Annotated in this window: 21 protein-coding genes and 1 pseudogene; 12 read left to right on the plus strand and 10 right to left on the minus strand. The window is 52.5% G+C overall.

What is annotated here, in order from left to right; all coding sequences use genetic code 11:
* Positions 1 to 4: 4 nt before the first annotated feature.
* Positions 5 to 1,543 carry a PTS transporter subunit EIIC gene (locus tag SBG_RS16985; protein WP_000088635.1) on the minus strand — a complete coding sequence of 513 codons (1,539 nt, stop codon included), beginning with the start codon at positions 1,541 to 1,543 and terminating at the stop codon, positions 5 to 7.
* Between the two features lie 156 nt (positions 1,544 to 1,699).
* Here SBG_RS16985 and SBG_RS16990 point away from each other — a divergent pair, with 156 nt between their 5' ends.
* Complete coding sequence (locus SBG_RS16990; RefSeq protein WP_001189517.1) at positions 1,700 to 2,908, plus strand: anaerobic sulfatase maturase; 1,209 nt, start codon at positions 1,700 to 1,702, stop codon at positions 2,906 to 2,908.
* A 42-nt stretch (positions 2,909 to 2,950) separates the two neighbouring features.
* On the opposite strand, the pseudogene SBG_RS16995 reads toward SBG_RS16990, so the two are convergent.
* Positions 2,951 to 3,322 (minus strand): annotated as a pseudogene (locus SBG_RS16995) (HlyD family secretion protein); the annotation flags it as partial.
* Between the two features lie 519 nt (positions 3,323 to 3,841).
* Between SBG_RS16995 and mtlA the strand changes: the two are divergent.
* The 3 genes from mtlA (at position 3,842) to mtlR (ending at position 7,662) form a co-directional block, all read left to right on the plus strand.
* Positions 3,842 to 5,755 (plus strand): PTS mannitol transporter subunit IICBA, encoded by a 1,914-nt coding sequence (mtlA, locus tag SBG_RS17000; protein WP_000093296.1) that lies wholly within the window; start codon positions 3,842 to 3,844, stop codon positions 5,753 to 5,755.
* A 171-nt stretch (positions 5,756 to 5,926) separates the two neighbouring features.
* The gene (gene mtlD / locus SBG_RS17005) at positions 5,927 to 7,075 is read left to right on the plus strand and encodes a mannitol-1-phosphate 5-dehydrogenase (RefSeq protein ID WP_000645376.1); all 1,149 of its coding nucleotides are present in this window, start codon (positions 5,927 to 5,929) and stop codon (positions 7,073 to 7,075) included.
* Positions 7,072 to 7,662 (plus strand): mannitol operon repressor MtlR, encoded by a 591-nt coding sequence (mtlR, locus tag SBG_RS17010; protein WP_000983810.1) that lies wholly within the window; start codon positions 7,072 to 7,074, stop codon positions 7,660 to 7,662. Before mtlD ends, mtlR begins: the two co-directional genes overlap by 4 nt.
* A 9-nt stretch (positions 7,663 to 7,671) precedes the next feature.
* On the opposite strand, the gene SBG_RS17015 is transcribed toward mtlR, so the two are convergent.
* On the minus strand, positions 7,672 to 7,881 hold the full coding sequence (locus SBG_RS17015; protein WP_000161230.1) for a hypothetical protein: 210 nt from the start codon (positions 7,879 to 7,881) through the stop codon (positions 7,672 to 7,674).
* A gap of 290 nt (positions 7,882 to 8,171) precedes the next feature.
* Between SBG_RS17015 and SBG_RS17020 the strand changes: the two genes are divergently transcribed.
* The 5 genes from SBG_RS17020 (at position 8,172) to trmL (ending at position 12,947) form a co-directional block, all read left to right on the plus strand.
* Positions 8,172 to 8,534 carry a YibL family ribosome-associated protein gene (locus tag SBG_RS17020; protein WP_000665690.1) on the plus strand — a complete coding sequence of 121 codons (363 nt, stop codon included), beginning with the start codon at positions 8,172 to 8,174 and terminating at the stop codon, positions 8,532 to 8,534.
* 260 nt (positions 8,535 to 8,794) lie between these two features.
* Positions 8,795 to 10,450 (plus strand): L-lactate permease, encoded by a 1,656-nt coding sequence (lldP, locus tag SBG_RS17025; RefSeq protein WP_001055310.1) that lies wholly within the window; start codon positions 8,795 to 8,797, stop codon positions 10,448 to 10,450.
* Positions 10,447 to 11,223: a transcriptional regulator LldR gene (gene lldR / locus SBG_RS17030; RefSeq protein WP_000636692.1), complete on the plus strand. Its 777-nt coding sequence runs from the start codon at positions 10,447 to 10,449 to the stop codon at positions 11,221 to 11,223. Before lldP ends, lldR begins: the two co-directional genes overlap by 4 nt.
* On the plus strand, positions 11,220 to 12,410 hold the full coding sequence (gene lldD / locus SBG_RS17035; protein ID WP_000587004.1) for a quinone-dependent L-lactate dehydrogenase: 1,191 nt from the start codon (positions 11,220 to 11,222) through the stop codon (positions 12,408 to 12,410). The genes lldR and lldD overlap by 4 nt, the downstream gene beginning before the upstream one ends.
* Before the next feature lie 63 nt (positions 12,411 to 12,473).
* A complete protein-coding gene (trmL, locus tag SBG_RS17040) occupies positions 12,474 to 12,947 on the plus strand; it encodes a tRNA (uridine(34)/cytosine(34)/5-carboxymethylaminomethyluridine(34)-2'-O)-methyltransferase TrmL (RefSeq protein ID WP_000932333.1) in 474 nt (157 codons plus the stop codon).
* Positions 12,948 to 13,025: 78 nt separating this feature from the next.
* On the opposite strand, the gene cysE is transcribed toward trmL, so the two are convergent.
* From cysE to SBG_RS17065, 5 genes are all read right to left on the minus strand, one after another.
* Positions 13,026 to 13,847, minus strand: a complete 822-nt coding sequence (gene cysE / locus SBG_RS17045) for a serine O-acetyltransferase (protein ID WP_001112115.1) — start codon at positions 13,845 to 13,847, stop codon at positions 13,026 to 13,028.
* 78 nt (positions 13,848 to 13,925) lie between these two features.
* Positions 13,926 to 14,945: an NAD(P)H-dependent glycerol-3-phosphate dehydrogenase gene (gene gpsA, locus SBG_RS17050; protein WP_001005876.1), complete on the minus strand. Its 1,020-nt coding sequence runs from the start codon at positions 14,943 to 14,945 to the stop codon at positions 13,926 to 13,928.
* Positions 14,945 to 15,412, minus strand: a complete 468-nt coding sequence (gene secB / locus SBG_RS17055) for a protein-export chaperone SecB (RefSeq protein WP_000003372.1) — start codon at positions 15,410 to 15,412, stop codon at positions 14,945 to 14,947. The genes gpsA and secB overlap by 1 nt, the downstream gene beginning before the upstream one ends.
* Before the next feature lie 43 nt (positions 15,413 to 15,455).
* The gene (gene grxC, locus SBG_RS17060; protein WP_001273795.1) at positions 15,456 to 15,707 is read right to left on the minus strand and encodes a glutaredoxin 3; all 252 of its coding nucleotides are present in this window, start codon (positions 15,705 to 15,707) and stop codon (positions 15,456 to 15,458) included.
* An 86-nt stretch (positions 15,708 to 15,793) separates the two neighbouring features.
* Positions 15,794 to 16,225: a rhodanese-like domain-containing protein gene (locus tag SBG_RS17065; protein ID WP_001156176.1), complete on the minus strand. Its 432-nt coding sequence runs from the start codon at positions 16,223 to 16,225 to the stop codon at positions 15,794 to 15,796.
* 249 nt (positions 16,226 to 16,474) lie between these two features.
* Between SBG_RS17065 and gpmM the strand changes: the two genes are divergently transcribed.
* From gpmM to SBG_RS17080, 3 genes are read left to right on the plus strand one after another with little or no spacing between them, the layout of a single operon-like run.
* Positions 16,475 to 18,019: a 2,3-bisphosphoglycerate-independent phosphoglycerate mutase gene (gene gpmM, locus SBG_RS17070; RefSeq protein ID WP_000116586.1), complete on the plus strand. Its 1,545-nt coding sequence runs from the start codon at positions 16,475 to 16,477 to the stop codon at positions 18,017 to 18,019.
* 33 nt (positions 18,020 to 18,052) lie between these two features.
* Positions 18,053 to 19,312 (plus strand): murein hydrolase activator EnvC, encoded by a 1,260-nt coding sequence (gene envC, locus SBG_RS17075; protein ID WP_231845631.1) that lies wholly within the window; start codon positions 18,053 to 18,055, stop codon positions 19,310 to 19,312.
* Between the two features lie 3 nt (positions 19,313 to 19,315).
* Positions 19,316 to 20,278, plus strand: coding sequence for a divergent polysaccharide deacetylase family protein (locus tag SBG_RS17080; RefSeq protein ID WP_001135526.1), 963 nt, complete (start codon positions 19,316 to 19,318; stop codon positions 20,276 to 20,278).
* Here SBG_RS17080 and SBG_RS17085 read toward each other — a convergent pair.
* Complete coding sequence (locus SBG_RS17085) at positions 20,265 to 21,299, minus strand: glycosyltransferase (RefSeq protein ID WP_000798184.1); 1,035 nt, start codon at positions 21,297 to 21,299, stop codon at positions 20,265 to 20,267. The two genes, SBG_RS17080 and SBG_RS17085, sit on opposite strands and share 14 nt — an antisense overlap.
* A gap of 295 nt (positions 21,300 to 21,594) precedes the next feature.
* The gene (gene tdh / locus SBG_RS17090; RefSeq protein ID WP_000645998.1) at positions 21,595 to 22,620 is read right to left on the minus strand and encodes an L-threonine 3-dehydrogenase; all 1,026 of its coding nucleotides are present in this window, start codon (positions 22,618 to 22,620) and stop codon (positions 21,595 to 21,597) included.
* Positions 22,621 to 22,625: the final 5 nt, after the last annotated feature.

The raw sequence follows: 22,625 nt of genomic DNA on the forward strand, positions 1-22,625 counted from the left end.
CTCTTTATGAACCGATAAACTCTTCAACTTCGTTTTTAATCAGCGTGACATGTGGTCCATACACGACCTGTACCCCCTGGCCGCGAATAAAGGCACCTTTACTGCCCAACTGCTTGAAGCGTTCCAGATTAACTTTCTCCGGCATATTCACCGTGATACGTAAGCGAGTTGCACAACAGTCAACGTCCGCAATATTGTCGCGACCGCCTAACGCTTCAACGATACCTGCAGCGCGCGAGTTAGCATCCATCTCAGCGGCGACAATCTCTTCAGGCTCATCTTCCCGACCCGGCGTTTTTAATTGTCGCCACTGGATCAGAAAACGGAACGTAAAGTAGTAAACGCAGAACATGACTACGCCCAGAGGGATCAGCATGATCCAGTTTGTTTTGGCGTTGCCTTGCAGTACGCCGAAGAGCAGGAAATCAACCAGCCCGCCAGAGAAGGTCTGTCCAACGGTAATTTCGAGCATATGCGAGAACATAAACGCGAAGCCGGTCAAAACGATATGTACTCCATACAGCAACGGTGCGCAGAACATAAACGCGAACTCCAGCGGCTCGGTAATACCGGTGACGAATGCGGTTAATGCGGCAGAAAGCATCAGGCTGGCAACTTTTCTTTTATTCTCTGGTTTTGCGCAATGATAGATGGCTAATGCTGCCCCCGGCAGACCAAACATAAAGTCGGCAAAGCGCCCGGCCATAAAGCGCGAAACACCGATGTAATACTGCGTAACCGAAGGGTCGGCCAGTTGGGCGAAGAAGATTTTTTGCGTCCCTTCCACCATGTGACCATTAACCATCAATTCGCCCCCGACGCTGGTTAGCCAAAAAGGCATATAGAAGAGATGATGAAGACCTAGTGGAATCAGGCACTTAAGTATCATGCCGTAGATCAGCGTACCGAGATAACCGGTACTTTCGACCAGAATGCCGAGGTGAGAAATGCCAGCCTGAATATGCGGCCATACCCAAAACAAGACAATGCCAAGAAAAATGGCGAAAAATGAGGTCATGATAGGCACAAAACGTGAGCCGCTAAAAAAGGCCAGCATATTCGGCAACTGAGTTTTACCATACCGTCCATGTACCCATGAGGTGAGTAAACCACACATCACCCCACCCAGAACGCCGGTTTGAAGGGTAGTGATGCCCAACACGCTGGCTTGTCCCGCTGCGGTCAAATTCTCGCTGGCCAGTGTGCCGGTCAAAAGCAATAACGCATTAATTGCCTTATTCATCACCAGAAAACTCAGAACGGCAGCCAGCCCGGCGGTGCCTTTATCACTACGCGCCAAACCAACGGCGATACCTACCGAGAACAATAGCGACAAATTGTCAAAAACTACGCTGCCACACAGGCGCATAATGGTAAAAATCGCCTGGATTATCTCGTTGTTTAAAAAGGGGTAGGTCGAAACCGTAATAGGGTTGGTAAACACACCGCCAAATCCCAGTAACAGCCCTGCAGCGGGGAGGATGGCGATCGGCAACATAAACGACTTACCCAGATTCTGTGCTCCAGAAAATAACCTGCTCATACGAATCCCTGATAGTGGCAAATGAAGTTTTAATTTCATTGTTATCGTGATTTAATGAAATTATTGTTCCGATCATTTGCTCGTTTTGTCAACGAGAGACGCCCAAATAGTGATATGCGTCACCAAATATTTTCTGGCACCGTAACGGAGAGTTGTATGCAACGCCCTTTTCACCTGATGGCAAAACCCGTTAGTTATCAGTGCAATATCGCCTGTGATTACTGCTTTTATCTTGGTAAGGAACATGGCACGCTCAAGCCGCCACGACCACAACGGCATATGGATGCAAAAACGCTGGAGCAATACATCCGACAGTACATTGCGGCGCATCCGGGTAATGACATTGAATTTACCTGGCAAGGCGGCGAACCGACTCTGGCAGGACTGGACTTCTTCAGGCAGGTCATTGATCTACAGCAACGGTTTGCTGCAGGAAAAACGATCCGTAACAGTATCCAAACCAATGGCGTATTGATTGATGAAGCCTGGGCGGCCTTCCTGGCAGACCATCATTTTCTGGTCGGCGTCTCTATTGATGGACCGGCTTTTCTGCATGACAGATACCGCAAAACACGCAGCCAGCAATCAGTCTTTGAGAAGGTGGTTAATGCGATAAAGATACTGAATAAACACCGTGTTGAAGTGAACATGCTGTGTGTGGTGAATAATGTTACCGCTGAACATCCCATTGATATTTATAAATTTCTCACTGAAGAGCTTGCCGCCACGTTCATTCAATTTATCCCGGCGGTTGAGCAGTTACCTCTGACTGAAAAGTACGGAGAGCTGTTATACCCACAATCTTTAGCGCAACGCGCGGTGACGCCATGGTCCGTTTCCGGCGTACAGTGGGGCCAGTTTATCATTGGCGTATTCAATGAATGGGTACGCAAAGATGTAGGTCGCGTGTATGTGCAGCTTTTTGACAGCGCGCTGGCTGCCTGGCTGGGAGAAAAACCGTCGCTCTGCGTCATGCAGTCAACCTGCGGCTTTGGCCTGGTCGTTGAACAAAATGGCGATGTCTACAGTTGCGATCACTACGTTTACCCTGAGCATCGTCTGGGAAACCTACGCCGTGATGATTTAGCAAAGATGGTCAACAGCAAGCAGCAGCGCAAATTTGGTCTGGCGAAAGCGCTGGTTGCCGCCGAGTGTGATCGCTGCGAATGGCGCTTCACCTGCCATGGCGGTTGCCCAAAACATCGTATCCACCCTGCGGGAGATCGCTGGCATAACCATTTATGTGAAGGTTATAAAGCAATATTCAGCCATATGGCTCCTTATATGCAATTCATGGCGGCGCAAATCCAACGTCAACAACCGCCTGCCGCCATCATGGATATTGCAGCTGATTATTTAAAATAGCCACGCCGGGAGGAGATCTCCCGGTACAATTATGCATAATAATCAATGATATAAATAGAAGTAGTGCATCCAACCAGTCATACGTAGCAGGACTTTGCGCATCACGGAAACATGCGCAAAATGGTCTGAATAGACGGCAATCTGGGCATAAATACCGTCCGGTAGCGCATCCACATCGGCGTGAGGATCAAGCGCAATCGTGACCAGCACGCCGTCGGTACCGGGAAGCACCGTCAGCGACTGTAATACGCTCTGCGCCTGGTAAGATTCTCCAGGCACCACAGGCAAGATGCTGGCCAGCTTGCCACGAAATATCTACCCTCGTAGGGCGTTAACTACCACTGACGCCTCATCGCCGGATTGCAATCTTAACAGCGAATTTTGCCGGAACTGGGCGACGATTTGCCGTTCACGCTACTAAAAGTTTGCTATGCAGGCAGCCACCGACTGGATGGGCTGAGATGTTGAACATAGGCGGCAATGTGCATTTTCGCCATAACACCCCATAATTATTTTTAGCCAAAAAAAGCACACTATCACGCTTCAGAAAATCCTGAGGGAAGAGCCTGCCCTGGATCTCATTCACTGGTCACGCCCGGAAAATATCTTGTGATTAACATCACAAAAACTCAACAAAGCCTTAAAAATAAAACGTGATGTAATTCACAAAAAATCGTCATTTAACACCGGTTTTCGCCATGTGGCGGTATTTTGTACAACATTATTGTGATGGTGGTCACATCAATTACCTCTCTACCCCCTATATTTGTGCGATCTAAATCACACAAATTATCCCTGTCTGGACAGTTGAACGATTCAGTGACAGATTGCGCAGTATCTACACTACAGGGTCCGGCTAACCTCTGCCGCTACATTAACAAAACCTCGGGCTTTTTCAGCCTGCGCGACAGCAACATAAGAAGGGGTGTTTTTATGTCATCCGATATTAAGATCAAAGTGCAAAGCTTTGGTCGATTCCTCAGCAATATGGTGATGCCAAATATCGGCGCGTTTATCGCGTGGGGTATTATCACCGCATTATTTATTCCAACAGGGTGGTTGCCTAACGAAACGCTGGCGAAGCTGGTCGGCCCGATGATCACCTATCTACTGCCGCTGCTGATCGGTTATACCGGCGGCCGCCTGGTAGGCGGCGAGCGCGGCGGCGTGGTGGGTGCAATCACCACCATGGGCGTTATCGTCGGCGCAGACATGCCAATGTTCCTCGGCTCGATGATCGCCGGCCCGTTGGGCGGCTACTGCATTAAGAAATTCGACAGTTGGGTAGACGGTAAGATCAAGTCCGGTTTTGAGATGCTGGTGAACAACTTCTCCGCTGGCATTATCGGTATGATCCTCGCCATGCTGGCGTTCCTCGGCATTGGCCCGGCGGTTGAAGTTCTTTCCAAACTTCTGGCCGCAGGCGTTAACTTCATGGTGGCGCACGATATGCTGCCGCTGGCGTCCATTTTTGTTGAACCGGCGAAAATCCTGTTCCTCAATAACGCCATTAACCACGGTATTTTCTCGCCACTGGGTATCCAGCAATCCCATGAAATGGGTAAATCCATCTTCTTTCTGATTGAAGCGAACCCGGGGCCAGGGATGGGTGTTCTGCTGGCGTACATGTTCTTCGGTCGCGGCAGCGCCAAACAATCTGCAGGCGGCGCGGCAATTATCCACTTCCTGGGCGGTATCCACGAAATTTACTTCCCATATGTGTTGATGAATCCGCGTCTGATTCTGGCGGTGATTCTCGGCGGTATGACTGGCGTATTTACTCTGACCATCCTGAACGGCGGTCTGGTCTCTCCGGCTTCTCCTGGCTCTATCCTGGCCGTACTGGCGATGACGCCGAAAGGCGCTTACTTCGCGAATATCGCGGCAATTGTCGCGGCAATGGCGGTTTCCTTTGTGGTCTCTTCCATCCTGCTGAAAACCAGCAAAGTGAAAGAAGAAGACGATATTGAAGCGGCTACCCGTCGTATGCAGGACATGAAAGCGGAATCCAAAGGCGCTTCTGCGCTGGCGACTGGCGATGTCACCAACGACCTCAGCCATGTACGTAAAATCATTGTCGCCTGTGATGCCGGTATGGGTTCCAGCGCCATGGGCGCAGGGGTGCTACGTAAGAAAGTACAGGATGCGGGTCTGAGCCAAATCTCGGTCACCAACAGCGCTATTAACAACCTGCCGCCGGATGTGGATCTGGTCATCACCCACCGTGACCTGACTGAACGCGCGATGCGCCAGGTACCGCAAGCGCAGCATATTTCGCTGACCAACTTCCTGGATAGCGGCCTGTACACCAGCCTGACTGAACGTCTGGTTGCTGCACAGCGCCACACCGATAACGAAGTAAAAGTACGTGATAGCCTGAAAGATAGCTTCGACGAAAGCGATAACAACCTGTTCAAACTGGGCGCGGAAAACATCTTCCTGGGACGTAAAGCCGCCACCAAAGAAGAAGCCATTCGCTTTGCCGGTGAGCAACTGGTGAAAGGCGGCTACGTTGAGCCAGAATATGTTGAAGCGATGCTGGACCGTGAAAAACTGACCCCGACCTATCTGGGTGAATCCATCGCGGTGCCGCACGGTACGGTAGAAGCAAAAGATCGCGTACTGAAGACCGGCGTGGTGTTCTGTCAGTATCCGGAAGGTGTACGTTTCGGTGAAGAAGAGGATGATATTGCGCGTCTGGTGATTGGTATCGCCGCTCGTAATAATGAGCACATTCAGGTCATTACCAGCCTGACCAACGCACTGGATGACGAATCCGTTATCGAACGTCTGGCGCACACCACCAGCGTTGATGAAGTGCTGGAACTGCTGGCAGGTCGTAAGTAAGTCCCCCAGGCCGGATAAGGCGTTTACGCCGCTATCCGGCAATGTCCCGGGGGCGCTATGCTTACCGGGTCTATGGTGTAAGGTTTCCTCTCCCGCAAGGGAGAGGGTTAGGTTGAGGGAAAGGCCTCACCCCAGCCCTCTCGGGTAAAAACATTAATGAAGGTTAATACTATGAAAGCATTACATTTTGGCGCAGGTAATATCGGTCGTGGCTTCATCGGCAAATTGCTGGCTGACGCGGGGATACAACTGACGTTTGCGGATGTCAATCAAGTGGTACTTGACGCCCTGAATGCCCGTCATAGCTACCAGGTTCATGTTGTGGGTGAAAATGAGCAGGTAGATACCGTCTCCGGCGTTGACGCGGTCAGCAGCATCAGTGATGCGGTTGTCGATCTGGTTGCCCGGGTTGATTTAGTGACCACCGCCGTCGGCCCCGTGGTACTGGAGCGCATCGCCCCGGCCATCGCCAAAGGGCTGGCGAAGCGTAAAGCGCAGGGCGTGAATGCCCCGCTGAATATCATTGCCTGTGAAAACATGGTGCGCGGCACCAGCCAACTGAAAGGCCACGTAATGAACGCTCTGGCAGATGGTGATAAAGCCTGGGTTGAAGAACACGTCGGCTTCGTTGACTCTGCCGTTGATCGTATCGTGCCGCCTTCCGCTTCAGCCACGCACGATCCGCTGGAAGTGACGGTAGAAACGTTCAGCGAGTGGATCGTCGACCAAACCCAGTTCAAAGGCGCGCTGCCAGCCATCCCGGGAATGGAATTAACCGATAACCTGATGGCATTTGTCGAACGTAAACTCTTCACGCTGAACACAGGTCATGCTATAACCGCGTACCTCGGAAAATTGGCCGGTCATCAAACGATTCGTGATGCGATTCTCGATGAGAATATCCGGGCAGTGGTCAAAGGCGCGATGGAAGAAAGCGGCGCGGTGCTGATCAAACGCTACGGTTTTGATGCCGATAAACATGCGGCATATATTCAGAAAATCCTCGGTCGTTTTGAAAACCCGTATCTGAAAGATGACGTCGAACGCGTGGGTCGCCAGCCGCTGCGTAAACTCAGCGCGGGCGACCGATTGATCAAACCGTTGCTCGGTACTCTGGAATATGGCCTGCCGCATGTGAATCTGGTGAAAGGTATTGCGGCGGCGATGCATTTCCGTAGCGATGAAGATCCGCAGGCGCAAGAGTTGGCGGCGCTGATTACGGAAAAAGGTCCGCAGGCCGCACTGGCGCAAATTTCCGGACTGGATGCCAATAGCGATGTGGTGGCGGAGGCGGTTAACGCATATAACGCAACCAAATGATGCAAACCCCGGCGCAGGTTAGCCTGCGCCCGAATAACAGATTGTCAGATATGCAGGCAATAATGGAACAAACCCAGGCCTTTGAAAATCGTGTGCTTGAGCGTCTGAATGCTGGCAAAACCGTACGGAGTTTCCTGATTACTGCCGTCGAGTTATTGACCGAGGCGGTGAATATCCTGGTGCTTCAGGTATTTCGCAAAGACGATTATGCCGTAAAATACGCTGTGGAACCCTTGCTGGATGGCGACGGGCCGCTGGGCGATCTTTCGGTACGTCTGAAACTTATCTATGGTCTGGGCGTGCTGAGTCGCACCGAGTATGAAGATGCGGAGCTGTTGATGGCGCTGCGTGAAGAGCTAAACCATGACGGCAATGAATACGCCTTTACCGACGATGAGATCCTCGGACCGTTTGGCGAGCTGCATTGCGTCCTGGCGCTGCCGCCGCCGCCGCATTTTGATACATCCGATGCAGCGTTATACGCCATGCAAATTCAGCGCTACCAGCAGGCGGTGCGTTCAACGATGGTCCTCTCCCTGACTGAGCTGATTTCTAAAATCAGCTTAAAAAAGGCCTTTCAAAAGTAAGCCCTGTCACTATCCCCTTTCTTCTTCTTTTGGTCGGTACAGCCGCCGGTAATATTCCAGGCGCTGCAAATAAACAGGCGCACTCTCTAACGGAACTTCAGAAGGCACAGTATTACGCGGCGGCGTCTTATTCAAATATTCACGAAACGCCTGGCTGGACGCCATAAAATCGACGGCTTTATCAATAAGACGTGGAACGTTCTCACCTATTTTTGTCATGATAAATCCTCCATGTATGACCCGCGTCTGTTTCCCGCGGCCGCTTATTTGAGTTTAGGATCGATTTGACATTGTCATTGAGGAAAATGTGCTTAAGCGCTTTTCTTGCCAACAAAAAGGCACTTCGTCTTTTCTTTCAAGAAAATATTTTTTCTTATCAATGAGATAATCAAATAATTAGCGATATAATACTTCCTGTAATTGATTATCTTTACGCCATGAGTTGTGAAGAATAACCCACTGCGCGCATACTATAGGGTATTCATCCCATTTCTATCAGAAGCTATCCTATGAAAGAAGTCGAAAAAAACGAAATTAAACGCCTGAGCGATCGTCTTGACGCTATTCGCCACCAGCAAGCTGGTCTGTCGCTGGTTGAATCCGCTGATAAATACGCTGAACTGGAAAAAGAAAAAGAGACGCTGGAAGCAGAGATTACCCGACTGCGTGAAGTACACAGCCATAAACTCAGTAAAGAAGCGCAGAAGCTAATGAAGCTGCCGTTTCGCCGCGCTATCACCAAAAAAGAGCAGGCCGATATGGGCAAACTGAAAAAAAGTGTCCGTGGCCTGATCGTGGTACATCCGATGACCGCGCTGGGCCGCGAAATGGGGCTCCAGGAGATGACCGGGTTTAGTAAAACAGAATTCTAAACGTTGACCGGGCAGCGTTTCGCTTACCCGGTTCCTTCCCTTTTATTGGCCCTACCACTTCTCCCTAAATCCGGTCTTTGGTTCACATTTCATTAAATTAACACCACACTAGCGTTGCCAATAAATAACATTTGGTTAACCATTCGTTGTCATTATCCATACACAACAATATTGGCAGGACCACTTTTACACATAATGTGACGTCAACGAGATGAGCAAAGATTCATCCCATTATGCACGTGGTTCTCAGGAGACCTGCAATGAATCTCTGGCAACAAAATTATGACCCGGCGGGTAATATCTGGCTTTCCAGCCTGATCGCATCGCTCCCGATCCTGTTCTTCTTTTTCGCCCTGATTAAGCTCAAGCTAAAAGGCTATGTTGCCGCCTCATGGACGGTGGTTATCGCACTCGCCGTAGCATTACTGTTCTATAAAATGCCGGTAGATCACGCTCTGGCATCGGTCGTGTATGGCTTCTTCTACGGACTATGGCCAATCGCCTGGATCATTATCGCCGCGGTCTTCGTGTATAAAATTTCGGTGAAGACCGGCCAGTTTGACATCATCCGCTCGTCAATTCTCTCGATTACGCCCGATCAACGCCTGCAAATGCTGATTGTCGGTTTCTGCTTCGGCGCATTTCTTGAAGGCGCGGCAGGTTTCGGCGCGCCGGTAGCGATTACCGCCGCGCTGCTGGTCGGTCTTGGCTTTAATCCTCTGTACGCCGCGGGTCTGTGCCTGATCGTCAACACCGCGCCAGTGGCATTTGGCGCGATGGGCATCCCGATTCTGGTTGCCGGCCAGGTCACGGGCTTGGACAGCTTTGAAATCGGTCAGATGGTCGGTCGCCAACTGCCGTTCCTGACCATTATCGTGTTGTTCTGGATTATGGCGATCATGGACGGCTGGCGCGGAGTAAAAGAAACCTGGCCTGCGGTCATGGTCTCTGGCGGTTCATTTGCTATCGCTCAGTATCTCAGCTCCAATTTCATTGGCCCGGAGCTGCCGGACATTATCTCTTCACTGGTGTCGCTGGTGTGCCTGACGCTGTTCCTGAAACGCTGGCAGCCGGTGCGCATCTTCCGCTTCGGTGATATGGGCGCGTCACAGGTCGATCAGACTTTGGCCCGTACCCGCTATACGACAGGGCAAATCGTTCGCGCCTGGTCGCCGTTCCTGTTCCTGACCGCAACGGTGACTCTCTGGAGCGTGCCGCCGTTCAAAGCCCTTTTTGCCCCGGGCGGCGCACTGTATGACTGGGTAATTAATGTTCCGGTGCCGTATCTCGATAAACTGGTTGCCCGTATGCCGCCGGTCGTACACGAAGCGACCGCCTACGCCGCGGTGTACAAATTTGACTGGTTCTCTGCCACCGGCACCGCGATTCTGTTCGCCGCGCTGTTGTCTATCGTCTGGCTGAAGATGAAACCCACCGCCGCCATCCAGACCTTTGGCAGCACTCTGAAAGAACTGGCGTTACCGATTTACTCCATCGGCATGGTACTGGCATTCGCGTTTATCTCGAACTATTCCGGACTCTCCTCTACGCTGGCGTTAGCGCTGGCGCATACGGGCGGTGCCTTCACGTTCTTCTCGCCGTTTCTCGGCTGGTTGGGCGTCTTCCTGACTGGCTCGGATACCTCATCAAACGCGCTGTTTGCCTCCCTACAGGCGACTGCCGCACAGCAAATCGGCGTTTCTGATGTGCTGATGGTAGCGGCGAATACAACCGGCGGCGTAACCGGGAAGATGATTTCGCCACAGTCTATCGCCATTGCCTGCGCGGCGGTAGGACTGGTGGGGAAAGAGTCCGATCTGTTCCGATTTACTGTCAAACACAGCCTGATCTTCACCTGTATGGTGGGCGTGATCACTACGCTTCAGGCCTATGTCTTAACCTGGATGATTCCGTGATTGTGATGCCAAAACGCCTGTCAGACGAGATTGCTTCTCGCGTGAGGGCGCTGATTGAAGAACAAAACCTGGAGGCGGGCATGAAATTGCCCGCCGAGCGCCAACTGGCGATACAGCTTGGCGTGTCACGCAACTCTTTGCGCGAAGCATTGGCGAAGCTGGTCAGCGAAGGCGTGCTGGTTAGCCGTCGCGGCGGTGGGACCTTTGTCCGCTGGCAGCATGAAGCCTGGTCTGAACAAAATATTGTGCAGCCGCTGAAAACGCTAATGGCAAATGATCCAGACTACAGTTTTGACATTCTGGAAGCCCGCCACGCCATTGAGACCAGTACAGCCTGGCATGCCGCCATGCGCGCCACTGCCGCCGACAAAGAGAAAATCAGACTCTGCTTTGAAGCGACGCTCAGTGAAGACCCGGATATCGCCTCCCAGGCTGACGTACGCTTTCATCTGGCGATCACAGAGGCCTCGCACAATGTCGTATTGCTGCAAACCATGCGCGGTTTCTTCGACGTACTGCAATCCTCCGTCAAACAAAGTCGCCAACGTATGTATCTCGTTCCGCCCGTATTCTCAAAACTGACGGAACAGCATCAGGCGGTGATGGACGCTATTCTGGACGGTGATGCCGACGGCGCGCGCAAGGCAATGATGGCGCACCTCAGTTTTGTCCACGCCACGATGAAACGATTTGATGAAGACCAGGCCCGGCAGGCGCGCATTACCCGCCTGCCCGGTGACCATAATGAGATGACCAGGGAGAACAAATCATGATTATTTCAGCAGCCAGCGATTATCGCGCCGCAGCTCAGCGCACGCTGCCTCCTTTCCTCTTTCACTATATTGACGGCGGCGCCTACGCGGAATACACCTTGCGCCGGAATGTGGAAGATCTGTCGCAAGTCGCTCTGCGCCAGCGCGTGCTGAAAAATATGTCTGACCTGAGCCTGGAAACGACTTTATTTAACGAAACATTGTCGATGCCGGTCGCATTAGCACCGGTGGGGCTGTGTGGTATGTATGCCCGTCGTGGTGAAGTACAGGCCGCCGCCGCCGCTGATGCAAAGGGCATTCCATTCACCCTTTCTACCGTCTCCGTCTGCCCGATTGAAGAAGTCGCGCCAACCCTCAAGCGCCCAATGTGGTTCCAGTTATACGTACTGCGCGATCGCGGTTTTATGCGCAATGCGCTTGAACGTGCCAAAGCCGCGGGATGCTCCACGCTAGTCTTTACTGTGGATATGCCGACGCCAGGCGCGCGCTACCGCGATGCCCATTCCGGTATGAGCGGGCCAAACGCGGCGATGCGCCGTTACTGGCAAGCGGTTACCCACCCGAAATGGGCGTGGGATGTCGGTCTGAATGGCCGTCCGCATGATTTAGGCAATATTTCTACCTATCTTGGCAAACCGACCGGCCTTGAGGACTATATTGGCTGGCTGGCGAATAACTTCGATCCCTCTATCTCATGGAAAGACCTGGAGTGGATCCGCGAATTCTGGGACGGCCCGATGGTGATCAAAGGGATCCTCGATCCGGAAGATGCCCGCGATGCAGTTCGCTTTGGCGCTGACGGTATCGTGGTGTCCAACCACGGCGGCCGCCAGCTCGACGGCGTGCTCTCTTCCGCCCGCGCCCTGCCCGCCATCGCTGACGCGGTGAAAGGCGATATTGCGATTCTGGCGGATAGCGGAATTCGCAACGGTCTGGACGTTGTACGTATGATTGCGCTGGGAGCCGATACGGTTCTGCTGGGTCGGGCGTATCTCTACGCGCTGGCAACGGCGGGGAAAGCTGGTGTCGCCAACCTGCTGGAGCTGATCGAGAAAGAGATGAAAGTCGCCATGACCCTGACTGGCGCGAAATCCATTAGCGAAATCAGCCAGGATTCGCTGGTGCAGGAACTGGGGAAAAACCTGCCCGCCGCGCTGGCACCGATGAGCAAAGGCAATGCCGCCTGAACGTCTGGCGCGTGAGAGCCCGGTAAATTTCTGCTATTCTGCCCCCGCATTTAAGGGGGCATCATGCTTAACATCGTACTCTTCGAACCAGAAATCCCGCCGAATACCGGCAATATCATTCGTCTTTGCGCCAATACTGGCTTTCGTCTGCACATCATCGAACCGATGGGATTCACCTGGGATGATAAGCGGTTACGCCGCGCAGGGCTGGATTATCATGAATTTGCCGCCGTGCAACGCCACCACGACTATGCCGCTTTTATCGCTGCTGAAAACCCGCAGCGCCTGTTTGCCCTGACCACTAAAGGCACACCAGCTCACAGTGCGGTGAGCTATCAGGATGGCGATTATTTAATGTTTGGCCCGGAAACGCGTGGACTGCCTGCGAGCATTCTGGACGCTCTACCCGCTGAACAAAAAATTCGCATTCCGATGATGCCAGACAGCCGCAGTATGAATTTATCAAACGCGGTGTCGGTGGTGGTGTACGAAGCCTGGCGCCAGTTGGAGTATTCCGGCGCGGTATTGCGCAGCTAATATTTGCCGGATGCGGCTACGCCTTATCCGGCCTACGGTTTGCCAGGCCCGGTAAGCGCAACGCCACCGGGCAAAAAATCAGATGCCGTCACCGTATTCGAAGGTATGGTGTATCCCGTTGAAATGCTGGTCCATATCCATCGACGGCTTATCACTGCCCGGTTTACCGACAATACGCGCCGGAACGCCAGCCGCGGTGGTGTGCGGCGGGACAGGCTGTAAAACGACAGAGCCTGCACCAATTTTCGCGCCGCGCCCCACCTCGATATTGCCGAGAATTTTCGCACCCGCGCCAATCATCACGCCTTCGCGGATTTTAGGATGGCGATCGCCGCTGGTTTTTCCGGTACCGCCCAGGGTGACGGATTGCAGAATCGACACATCATCCTCAATAACCGCCGTCTCCCCCACCACAATACCGGTAGCGTGGTCGAGCATAATTCCGCGGCCAATTTTTGCCGCCGGGTGAATATCCACCTGAAAGGAGACCGAAACCTGGTTTTGCAGGAAGATAGCCAGCGCGCGGCGGCCTTTATTCCACAACCAGTGACCAATGCGGTAGGCCTGCAATGCATGAAAGCCTTTCAGATATAACAGCGGCGTAGAATATTTATCCACCGCCGGATCGCGAGTGCGCACTGCCTGAATATCGCAGGCAGCCGACGCGATCATTTCCGGGTCGGCGGCATAGGCTTCTTCAACCACTTCCCGAATAGCGATAGCGGGCATGATGGGCGAAGCCAGTTTATTTGCCAGCATATAGCTCAGCGCACTGCCCAGATTTTCGTGTTTAAGTAGCGTGGCGTGATAAAAACTGGCCAACATAGGCTCGCAGTCAGCCAAAGCGCGGGCTTCAGCTTTAATATTGTTCCAGACGATTTCCAGTTCTTCACACGGCATGGCTTACTCCAGGCGGACAGAAAACGACCAACCCGTTCTGTGCGGGTTGGGTCGTTTTATTCAAACAGTTCCTTACGGCTAGTGGCGACTCAGCTCTTCCTTGCGGGCGCGACCTAATAGCGTTAATGCTGCCTCGCGCGCGTTTTTTCCGCAATACAATACTTGATAAATTTCCTCGGTTATTGGCATTTCAACACCAAACCGGTGGGCCAATTCACGAACTTCTTTGGTATTGCGATAGCCTTCGACCACCTGGCCAATCTTATCCTGCGCGCCTTTAACGTCCATACCCTGGCCAAGCATCATGCCAAAACGACGGTTGCGCGACTGGTTGTCGGTACAGGTCAGCACCAGATCGCCTAAACCCGCCATCCCCATAAAGGTGGCAGGATCGGCGCCAAGCGCTGCGCCAAGCCGCGACATTTCGGTTAACCCACGCGTGATAAGCGCTGTACGGGCGTTTGCGCCAAAGCCAATGCCGTCGGATATACCCGCGCCAATCGCAATCACGTTTTTTACCGCGCCGCCTAGCTGCACGCCGATAAAATCAGAATTGATATAGACGCGAAAACTTTTTCCGCAGTGCAACAGTTGCTGGAGATCGTCGGCAAAGATCTCATCGGTTGAAGCCAATGAAATTGCCGTCGGCAAACCTGCCGCCAGTTCTTTAGCGAACGTCGGGCCGGAGATCACCGCCAGCGGAATTTGATCGCCTAACGCCTCGCGAGCGACATCCTGCAACAGGCGTCCCGTTTCCGCTTCCAGGCCTTTGGTCGCCCATACCAGACGCGCATCCGGACGCATTAGCGGTTTAATCTGCCGCAGTACATCGCTAAAAACATGGCTTGGCACAACCACCAGAATATTACGACTGGCCGCCAGCGCGGTCGCTAAATCGCTTTCCAGACGCAAGGTATCGGGGAAAGGCACATCGGGAAGGAACGCGACGTTACAGCGATCGCGCTCAAGGGTTGCGATGTGTTGAGGGTCATGGCCCCACAGAACCACCTCATGGCCGTTTCTTGCCAGGGTGATAGCAAGTGCGGTGCCGTACGAGCCGGCACCGATGACTGTCATTGACGCATTACTTTCGTTCATCAGGCATCCTGATGTTGTTCAGTACCTTCGCCAGCCTGCTGCTGCAAATAGTTCATGAACAGCGCATCGAAGTTGACCGGCGCAAGGTTCAGTTGCGGGAACGTACCACGTGAAACCAGGCTAGTGATGCATTCGCGGGCATACGGGAACAGAATGTTCGGGCAGTATGCGCCCAGGCAATGCGCCATCTGGGTACCTTCAATACCACTGATAGAGAAAATACCGCCTTGCTGAACTTCGCACAGGAACGCAGTTTCTTCACCCAGGGAGGCCGTCACAGTAACACGCAGCACAACTTCATAAACGTCATCCGCCAGTTGGGAAGACGCCGTATCAAGATCAAGTTTAACCTCTGGCTGCCAATCTTTCTGGAAAACATGCGGTGCGTTTGGCGCTTCGAAAGAAACATCCTTGGTATAGATACGTTGGATCTGGAAAGCCATTTCAGTGTTATTTTGTTCTGACATGTGTAAAACCCTTTAGTGTTGTCCTTAAATACTTGAGTACGCCTTAACGCAACAGCGGATCCAGTCCACCACGCGCATCCAGCGCATACAAGTCGTCACAACCGCCAATGTGCTGTGCATCAATAAAAATTTGCGGAACCGTCGTACGGCCACTACGTTTGATCATCTCTTCACGCTTCACGGCGTCGCCGTCAATCGCAATTTCCTGGAAACTCACGCCCTTACTGTTTAACAGCGCTTTTGCACGATGGCAAAATGGGCAGGTTGCTTTGGTGTAGATTTCAATGTTGGCCATGACTTCGCTCCTGTTTTTTTACCCGATAGATATCATGTCGAAGCAAGGGCAAGTCATTCCCCTTACGCCATGAGAACGTCGGGTACTTACTTACCGCGCACCAGAGGCAGATTCTCGCCGCTCCAGCCTGCTACGCCTTCTTTCAATACAAACACCTTCTCAAAACCTGCTTTCGTCAGCGCATTAGCGGACTCCTGGCATTGCATACCGGAACCGTCGACCACGATAATTGGCTTGTCTTTGTGCTTGTCCAGTTCGCCAACATTGTTGGCTTTAATGTCGCTCGGCAGCAAGTTGGTTGCGCCAGCGATATGGCCTTTACGGAAATCGTCACGCTGACGTAAATCCACCACCACGGCGTCCTCCTTATTGATAAGGCGCGTGGCTTCGCCACGTGTAATCACCTTAACTTTCGAAGTCAGACCTTTGAACGTGGTAAATAAAACCGCCACCAGTAACGCAATCCAGGCGATACTCAGTATGGGATGGCGGCCAACAAATTGCATAATTTCTTGCATGGGGGGTAACAACTCCCGACGTAGTGATTAAAAAAACCAGGAAAGGAGTATACCTGCGCAGTGGCGCAAATACAGCCAGAGCGTGCACTGGAATGCATTTTTGCGGGGCGCTACGAAAAAAAAATCGCTCCGTTACTCGCCTTCTCACGCCTGCGTTCTCCCTTTCTTTGATCTTCTGAGGCTATTTTATCGATTCAGCTGTAGTAAAATTACGCAATTATTTTGTCTATTGAGTATGAGGTTGTCGCAATGTCGGTTTCTAAAAAACCTATGGTACTGGTGATTCTGGATGGCTACGGCTACCGTGAAGAACAGCAGGATAACGCCATCTTAAACGCCAAAACCCCGGTGATGGATGCTCTGTGGGCAAAACGTCCACATACCCTGATTGATGCATCCGGTCTGGAAGTGGGTCTGCCTGACCGCCAGATGGGCAACTCCGAAGTGGGCCACGTTAACCTGGGCGCGGGCCGTATTGTTTATCAGGATCTGACGCGTCTGGATGTTGAAATTAAAGAACGGACCTTTTTCGCAAATCCGGTGCTGACTCAGGCGGTAGACCAGGCGAAAAATACGGGTAAAGCGGTTCATATCATGGGCCTGCTGTCTGCAGGCGGCGTTCACAGCCATGAAGATCACATCATGGCGATGGTAGAACTGGCCGCTGAACGTGGCGCAGAAAAAATTTATCTGCACGCCTTCCTCGATGGACGCGACACGCCGCCGCGTAGCGCTGAAACGTCGCTGAAAAAATTCGAAGACAAATTTGCCGCGCTGGGCAAAGGTCGCGTGGCCTCTATCATCGGTCGTTACTACGCTATGGACCGCGACAACCGTTGGGATCGCGTTGAACAGGCGTACAATCTGTTAACCCTGGCTCAGGGCGAGTTCCAGGCGGACACTGCCGTGGCTGGCCTGCAGGCCGCTTACGCTCGCGATGAAAACGACGAGTTCGTTAAAGCGACCGTTATTCGCGCCGAAGGCCAGGCTGATGCGGCAATGGAAGACGGCGACACGCTGATTTTTATGAACTTCCGCGCTGACCGCGCTCGCGAAATTACCCGCGCTTTCGTTAATACAGACTTCGACGGTTTCGCACGTAAGAAAGTGGTTAACCTGAACGTCGTGATGCTGACCGAATACGCTGCTGATATCAAAACCGCGGTTGCTTACCCGCCAGCCTCTCTGGCAAACACATTCGGCGAGTGGATGGCGAAAAACGATAAAACCCAACTGCGTATTTCCGAAACGGAAAAATATGCGCACGTGACCTTCTTCTTTAATGGCGGCGTGGAAGAGCCGTTTGCCGGTGAAGAGCGCATCCTGATCAACTCGCCGAAAGTGGCCACTTACGACCTGCAACCAGAAATGAGCTCTGCAGAATTGACTGAAAAATTGGTTGCGGCGATCGAAAGCGGCAAATACGACACCATCATTTGTAACTATCCAAACGGCGACATGGTTGGTCATACCGGCGTGATGGAAGCGGCAATCAAAGCGGTGGAAGCGCTGGATCACTGCATTGCGCAGGTGACAAAAGCGGTTGAGTCCGTAGGTGGACAACTGTTGATTACCGCTGACCACGGTAACGCGGAACAGATGCGCGATCCGGCGACAGGCCAGGCGCATACAGCCCACACTAACCTGCCGGTGCCACTGATTTATATTGGCGAGAAAAGCGTGAAGGCAGTCGAAGGCGGTAAACTTTCAGACATTGCGCCGACCATGTTGTCGCTGATGGGGATGGAAATCCCGCAAGAGATGACTGGTAAGCCGCTGTTCATCGTGGAATAATCCCTCCCCATGAGGGGAAAGGCGATTAACACCATTCAACAGGCCGTGAAACCAAGAAAGTTTTCAGTCAGGCCTTTGTTCTACGCCAGCGTACTTAGCGCTGGCGTATTGTTGTGCGTCTTTTCCGCCCACGCGGATGACCGCGATCAGCTCAAATCCATTCAGGCCGATATCGCTGCAAAAGAACGCGCCGTACGCCAACAGCAACAGCAGCGCGCCAGCCTTTTGGCGCAGTTGAAAGCCCAGGAAGAAGCTATTTCAGCCGCGGCGCGTAAGCTGCGCGAAACCCAAAGCACACTGGATCAGTTAAACACGCAAATTGAGGAGATGAACGCCTCAATTGCCAAACTGGAGCAGCAAAAGGCCAGCCAGGAACGCAATCTCGCCGCGCAGCTGGATGCCGCTTTCCGCCAGGGTGAACACACCGGTATCCAGCTTATTCTTAGCGGTGAAGAGAGCCAGCGCGGGCAACGCTTACAGGCCTATTTCGGCTATCTGAACCAGGCGCGCCAGGAGACTATCGCCGAACTGAAACAGACGCGCGAGCAGGTCGCCTCGCAAAAAGCCGAGCTGGAAGAGAAGCAGAGCCAACAACAGACGTTGCTGTATGAACAACGCGCTCAACAGGCGAAACTGGAGCAAGCGCGTAATGAGCGTAAGAAAACGCTTGCCGGGCTGGAATCGTCAATTCAGCAGGGTCAGCAGCAGTTAAGTGAACTACGCGCCAACGAATCACGCCTGCGCAACAGTATCGCGCGGGCGGAAGCGGCGGCCAAAGCGCGAGCGGAGCGTGAAGCACGCGAAGCGCAGGCGGTACGCGACAAGCAGCAAGAGGCCTCGCGCAAAGGCACCACCTATAAACCAACCGAAAGCGAACGTTCGCTCATGTCCCGTACAGGCGGCCTGGGCGCGCCTCGTGGCCAGGCATACTGGCCGGTACGCGGTCCGATATTGCATCGCTATGGCGAACGGCTTCAGGGTGAGCTACGTTGGAAGGGGATGGTTATCGGCGCGTCGGAAGGCACCGAGGTTAAAGCCATTGCTGACGGCAGGGTGATTCTGGCGGACTGGCTGCAAGGCTATGGCCTGGTAGTGGTCGTAGAGCATGGTAAAGGCGATATGAGCCTTTACGGCTATAATCAGAGCGCACTGGTCAGCGTAGGCGCGCAGGTGCGCGCCGGACAACCTATCGCCCTTGTGGGCAGTAGCGGCGGTCAGGGTAGGCCATCGCTCTATTTCGAAATTCGTCGCCAGGGTCAGGCGGTCAATCCACAGCCGTGGTTGGGAAGATAAGTTTTGCCTCAGTTTCGTCGCACCATTCTCACGCTGGCCACGTTGCTGGCGTTTACACATCCCGCTTTTGCCGGCAAGCTCGCCATCGTAATTGATGATTTTGGCTATCGCCCGCATACGGAAAACCAGGTTCTGGCGCTGCCGCCGAACATCTCCGTTGCCGTATTGCCTAACGCCCCGCACGCGCGTGAAATGGCGACCAAAGCACACAATAGCGGACATGAAGTACTGATCCATCTGCCGATGGCGCCGCTAAGCAAACAGCCGCTGGAGAAGGACACGCTGCGCCCGGAGATGAGCAGTGATGAGATCGAACGCATCATCCGCGAGGCGGTCAACAAAGTACCGTATGCCGTCGGTCTTAATAACCACATGGGCAGCGCAATGACGTCCAGCCTGTTCGGTATGCAAAAAGTGATGCAGGCGCTGGAACATTACAATCTCTATTTTCTCGACAGTATGACCATTGGCAACAGCCAGGCGATGCGCGCAGCATCCGGTACGGGTGTGAAGGTCATTAAGCGTAAAGTGTTCCTCGACGATACTCAAAACGAGGCGGATATCCGCCGTCAGTTCAATCGCGCTATCGAACTGGCCCGTCGTAACGGCTCCGCTATCGCGATAGGTCACCCGCATCCCGCCACGGTTCGCGTGCTACAGCAGATGGTTTATCATCTGCCGTCAGATATCACCCTGGTACGCCCGGGCAGCCTGCTCAACGAACCGCAGGTGGATACGTCCCGGCCCAATCTGACGCCGCAGAAAATTGACGCGCCGCGTAATCCCTTTCGCGGCGTGAAAGTGTGTAAGCCGAAGAAACCACTGGAACCCGTTTACGCCACGCGCTTCTTCAGTGTCATCGGCGAGAGCATTACACAAAGTTCAGTGGTCGCCTGGTTTCAGCATCAGTGGCAAGGCTGGGGAAAAATCGCAACGCCTAAAAACGTGAGCGCTAAGACAGATTGAGCGCCTTACGGGCAATACGACGGTGTGACAAGGTTTTGTCACGCCATCGCCAAAGCCGGAAAGACCAGAGCAGCGTCTGATACGCCGCTTTCGCGCTGCGAACGTTAATCATCATCCGTTTATACATGCCAGAAGTAAAAATCTCGGCAATCATACGCTGGCGGGTCAAAATATCGGCCTCTTTACGTACTGCATGACAAACGCGTAACGCTTCCCAGGTAATTTGCTGGCGAAATTCAGGGTAAATTGGAATACGACTGGCATAATTACGGTTTAGTTTTTCTAATAAGCGCGTAATTTTAATATAATGTCGCTGATAATTAAGATTTTTACTGCCTTGCCTTTGCAAACGGCTGACTGAATTATCATGCAGGAAATATTTATATAACGATTGCTCAGTATAACGTACACGCGTGGCATTAAACATGACTTCCGTCGACCATACTATGTCCTGATGATGCAGACCGGGAACGAAAGTAATATTGTTATCGGCAATCAGCGCACGCCGATAAACCCCCATCCAGACTACATGCGTCCAGCGCCGCGAGGCCAGCGCCATACGCAACCAATCCGGCCCACTTAAGACGTCGGTTGAACGCAGACGATTGGTTGGAATAGATTGCCAGACGTGTCCGGTTTTCCGTACACACCAGTCGGCATTGCACTGTGCAACATCCAGATTATCTTTAAGCGCCATGGCCATCAGCGTTTTGTACATTTCCGGATAAACAAGGTCATCTGCATCGACAAAAGCAACGTAATCGCCGGTCGCTGCTTGCAGCCCAAGATTACGGGCGACAGACGCGCCAGCATTGGCCTGATGAAGCAACCGAACATGCGGGTACTGTTCTGCATAATATTTTGCAATTTCAACGGAATGATCGGTTGCCCCATCATTTACAATGATAATTTCCAGCGCCGTCCACGTTTGTGCGATTAACGACGCCATGCAAGCATTAAAATCAGCTCCCGCATTATATAACGGAATAATAACACTCAGTTTGGTTTTACTATTTTTCATAACGATTACCAGAAAAACCTGAATTTACCCTGCCTTTATACGGAGGCTCTATTAAGAAACTATTAAGCCGCCAACATTTATTTTTGTAGCAAAAAGGCAAGAACAGGATTCAGGGTAGAGCGTTACATTAATGAGAAAAATAAGAATAAAGCGCAATTACGAATGATTGATGATTATGACAATTCTTTACGACTTTCCAGATTCTCCTTAATAAAAAAGGCCAGTGGATGACCACCAACCTTTTACGGTAATACGTATACCTGACCCAATAAACATTATCAGGCCTCTAAGCGTATTAATCCCAGCTCAGGATGACTTTTCCTGACTGGCCTGAGCGCATGGCATCAAAGCCTTTCTGGAACTCATCAATTGAGAAACGATGGGTGATAATTGGAGACAGATCCAGACCGGACTGGATTAGCGCCGCCATCTTATACCAGGTTTCGAACATCTCACGACCATAAATGCCTTTAATGAACAACCCCTTAAAAATGACTTTTGTCCAGTCGATAGACATATCTGACGGCGGTATACCCAGCATCGCAATGCGGCCACCATGGTTCATGGTATCCAGCATGGTACGAAATGCCGGCGGCGCGCCGGACATCTCCAGACCGACGTCAAACCCTTCGGTCATGCCCAACTCCGCCATCACATCGGTCAGGCTCTCTTTCGCCACGTTAACCGCGCGGGTGACGCCCATTTTACGCGCCAGCTCCAGACGGTATTCGTTGACGTCGGTAATGACAACATGCCGAGCGCCAACATGTTTCGCTACTGCGGCGGCCATCACACCGATCGGCCCCGCGCCCGATACCAGCACATCTTCACCAACCAGATCAAAAGATAGCGCCGTATGCACCGCGTTACCGAACGGGTCGAAAATAGAGGCTAAATCATCAGAAATGTTATCCGGGATTTTAAAGGCGTTAAACGCAGGAATGACCAGATATTCTGCGAAGCAACCGGGACGGTTCACACCTACGCCCGTAGTATTGCGGCACAGGTGGGTGCGACCACCGCGACAGTTGCGACAATGACCACAGGTAATATGGCCTTCTCCGGAAACGCGATCGCCGATTTTAAATCCTTTCACTTCCTGGCCAATGCCGACCACTTCACCGACATATTCGTGCCCCACGACCATCGGAACCGGGATGGTTTTTTGCGACCATTCATCCCAGTTATAGATGTGAACGTCAGTACCACAGATGGCTGTTTTACGGATTTTAATCAGCAGATCGTTATGACCGACTTCCGGCTCCGGAACGTCCGTCATCCAGATGCCTTCTTCCGCTTTCAGTTTGGATAACGCTTTCATCTCAC

The organism is Salmonella bongori NCTC 12419 (assembly GCF_000252995.1).
GTDB classification, from domain to species: Bacteria; Pseudomonadota; Gammaproteobacteria; order Enterobacterales; family Enterobacteriaceae; genus Salmonella; species Salmonella bongori.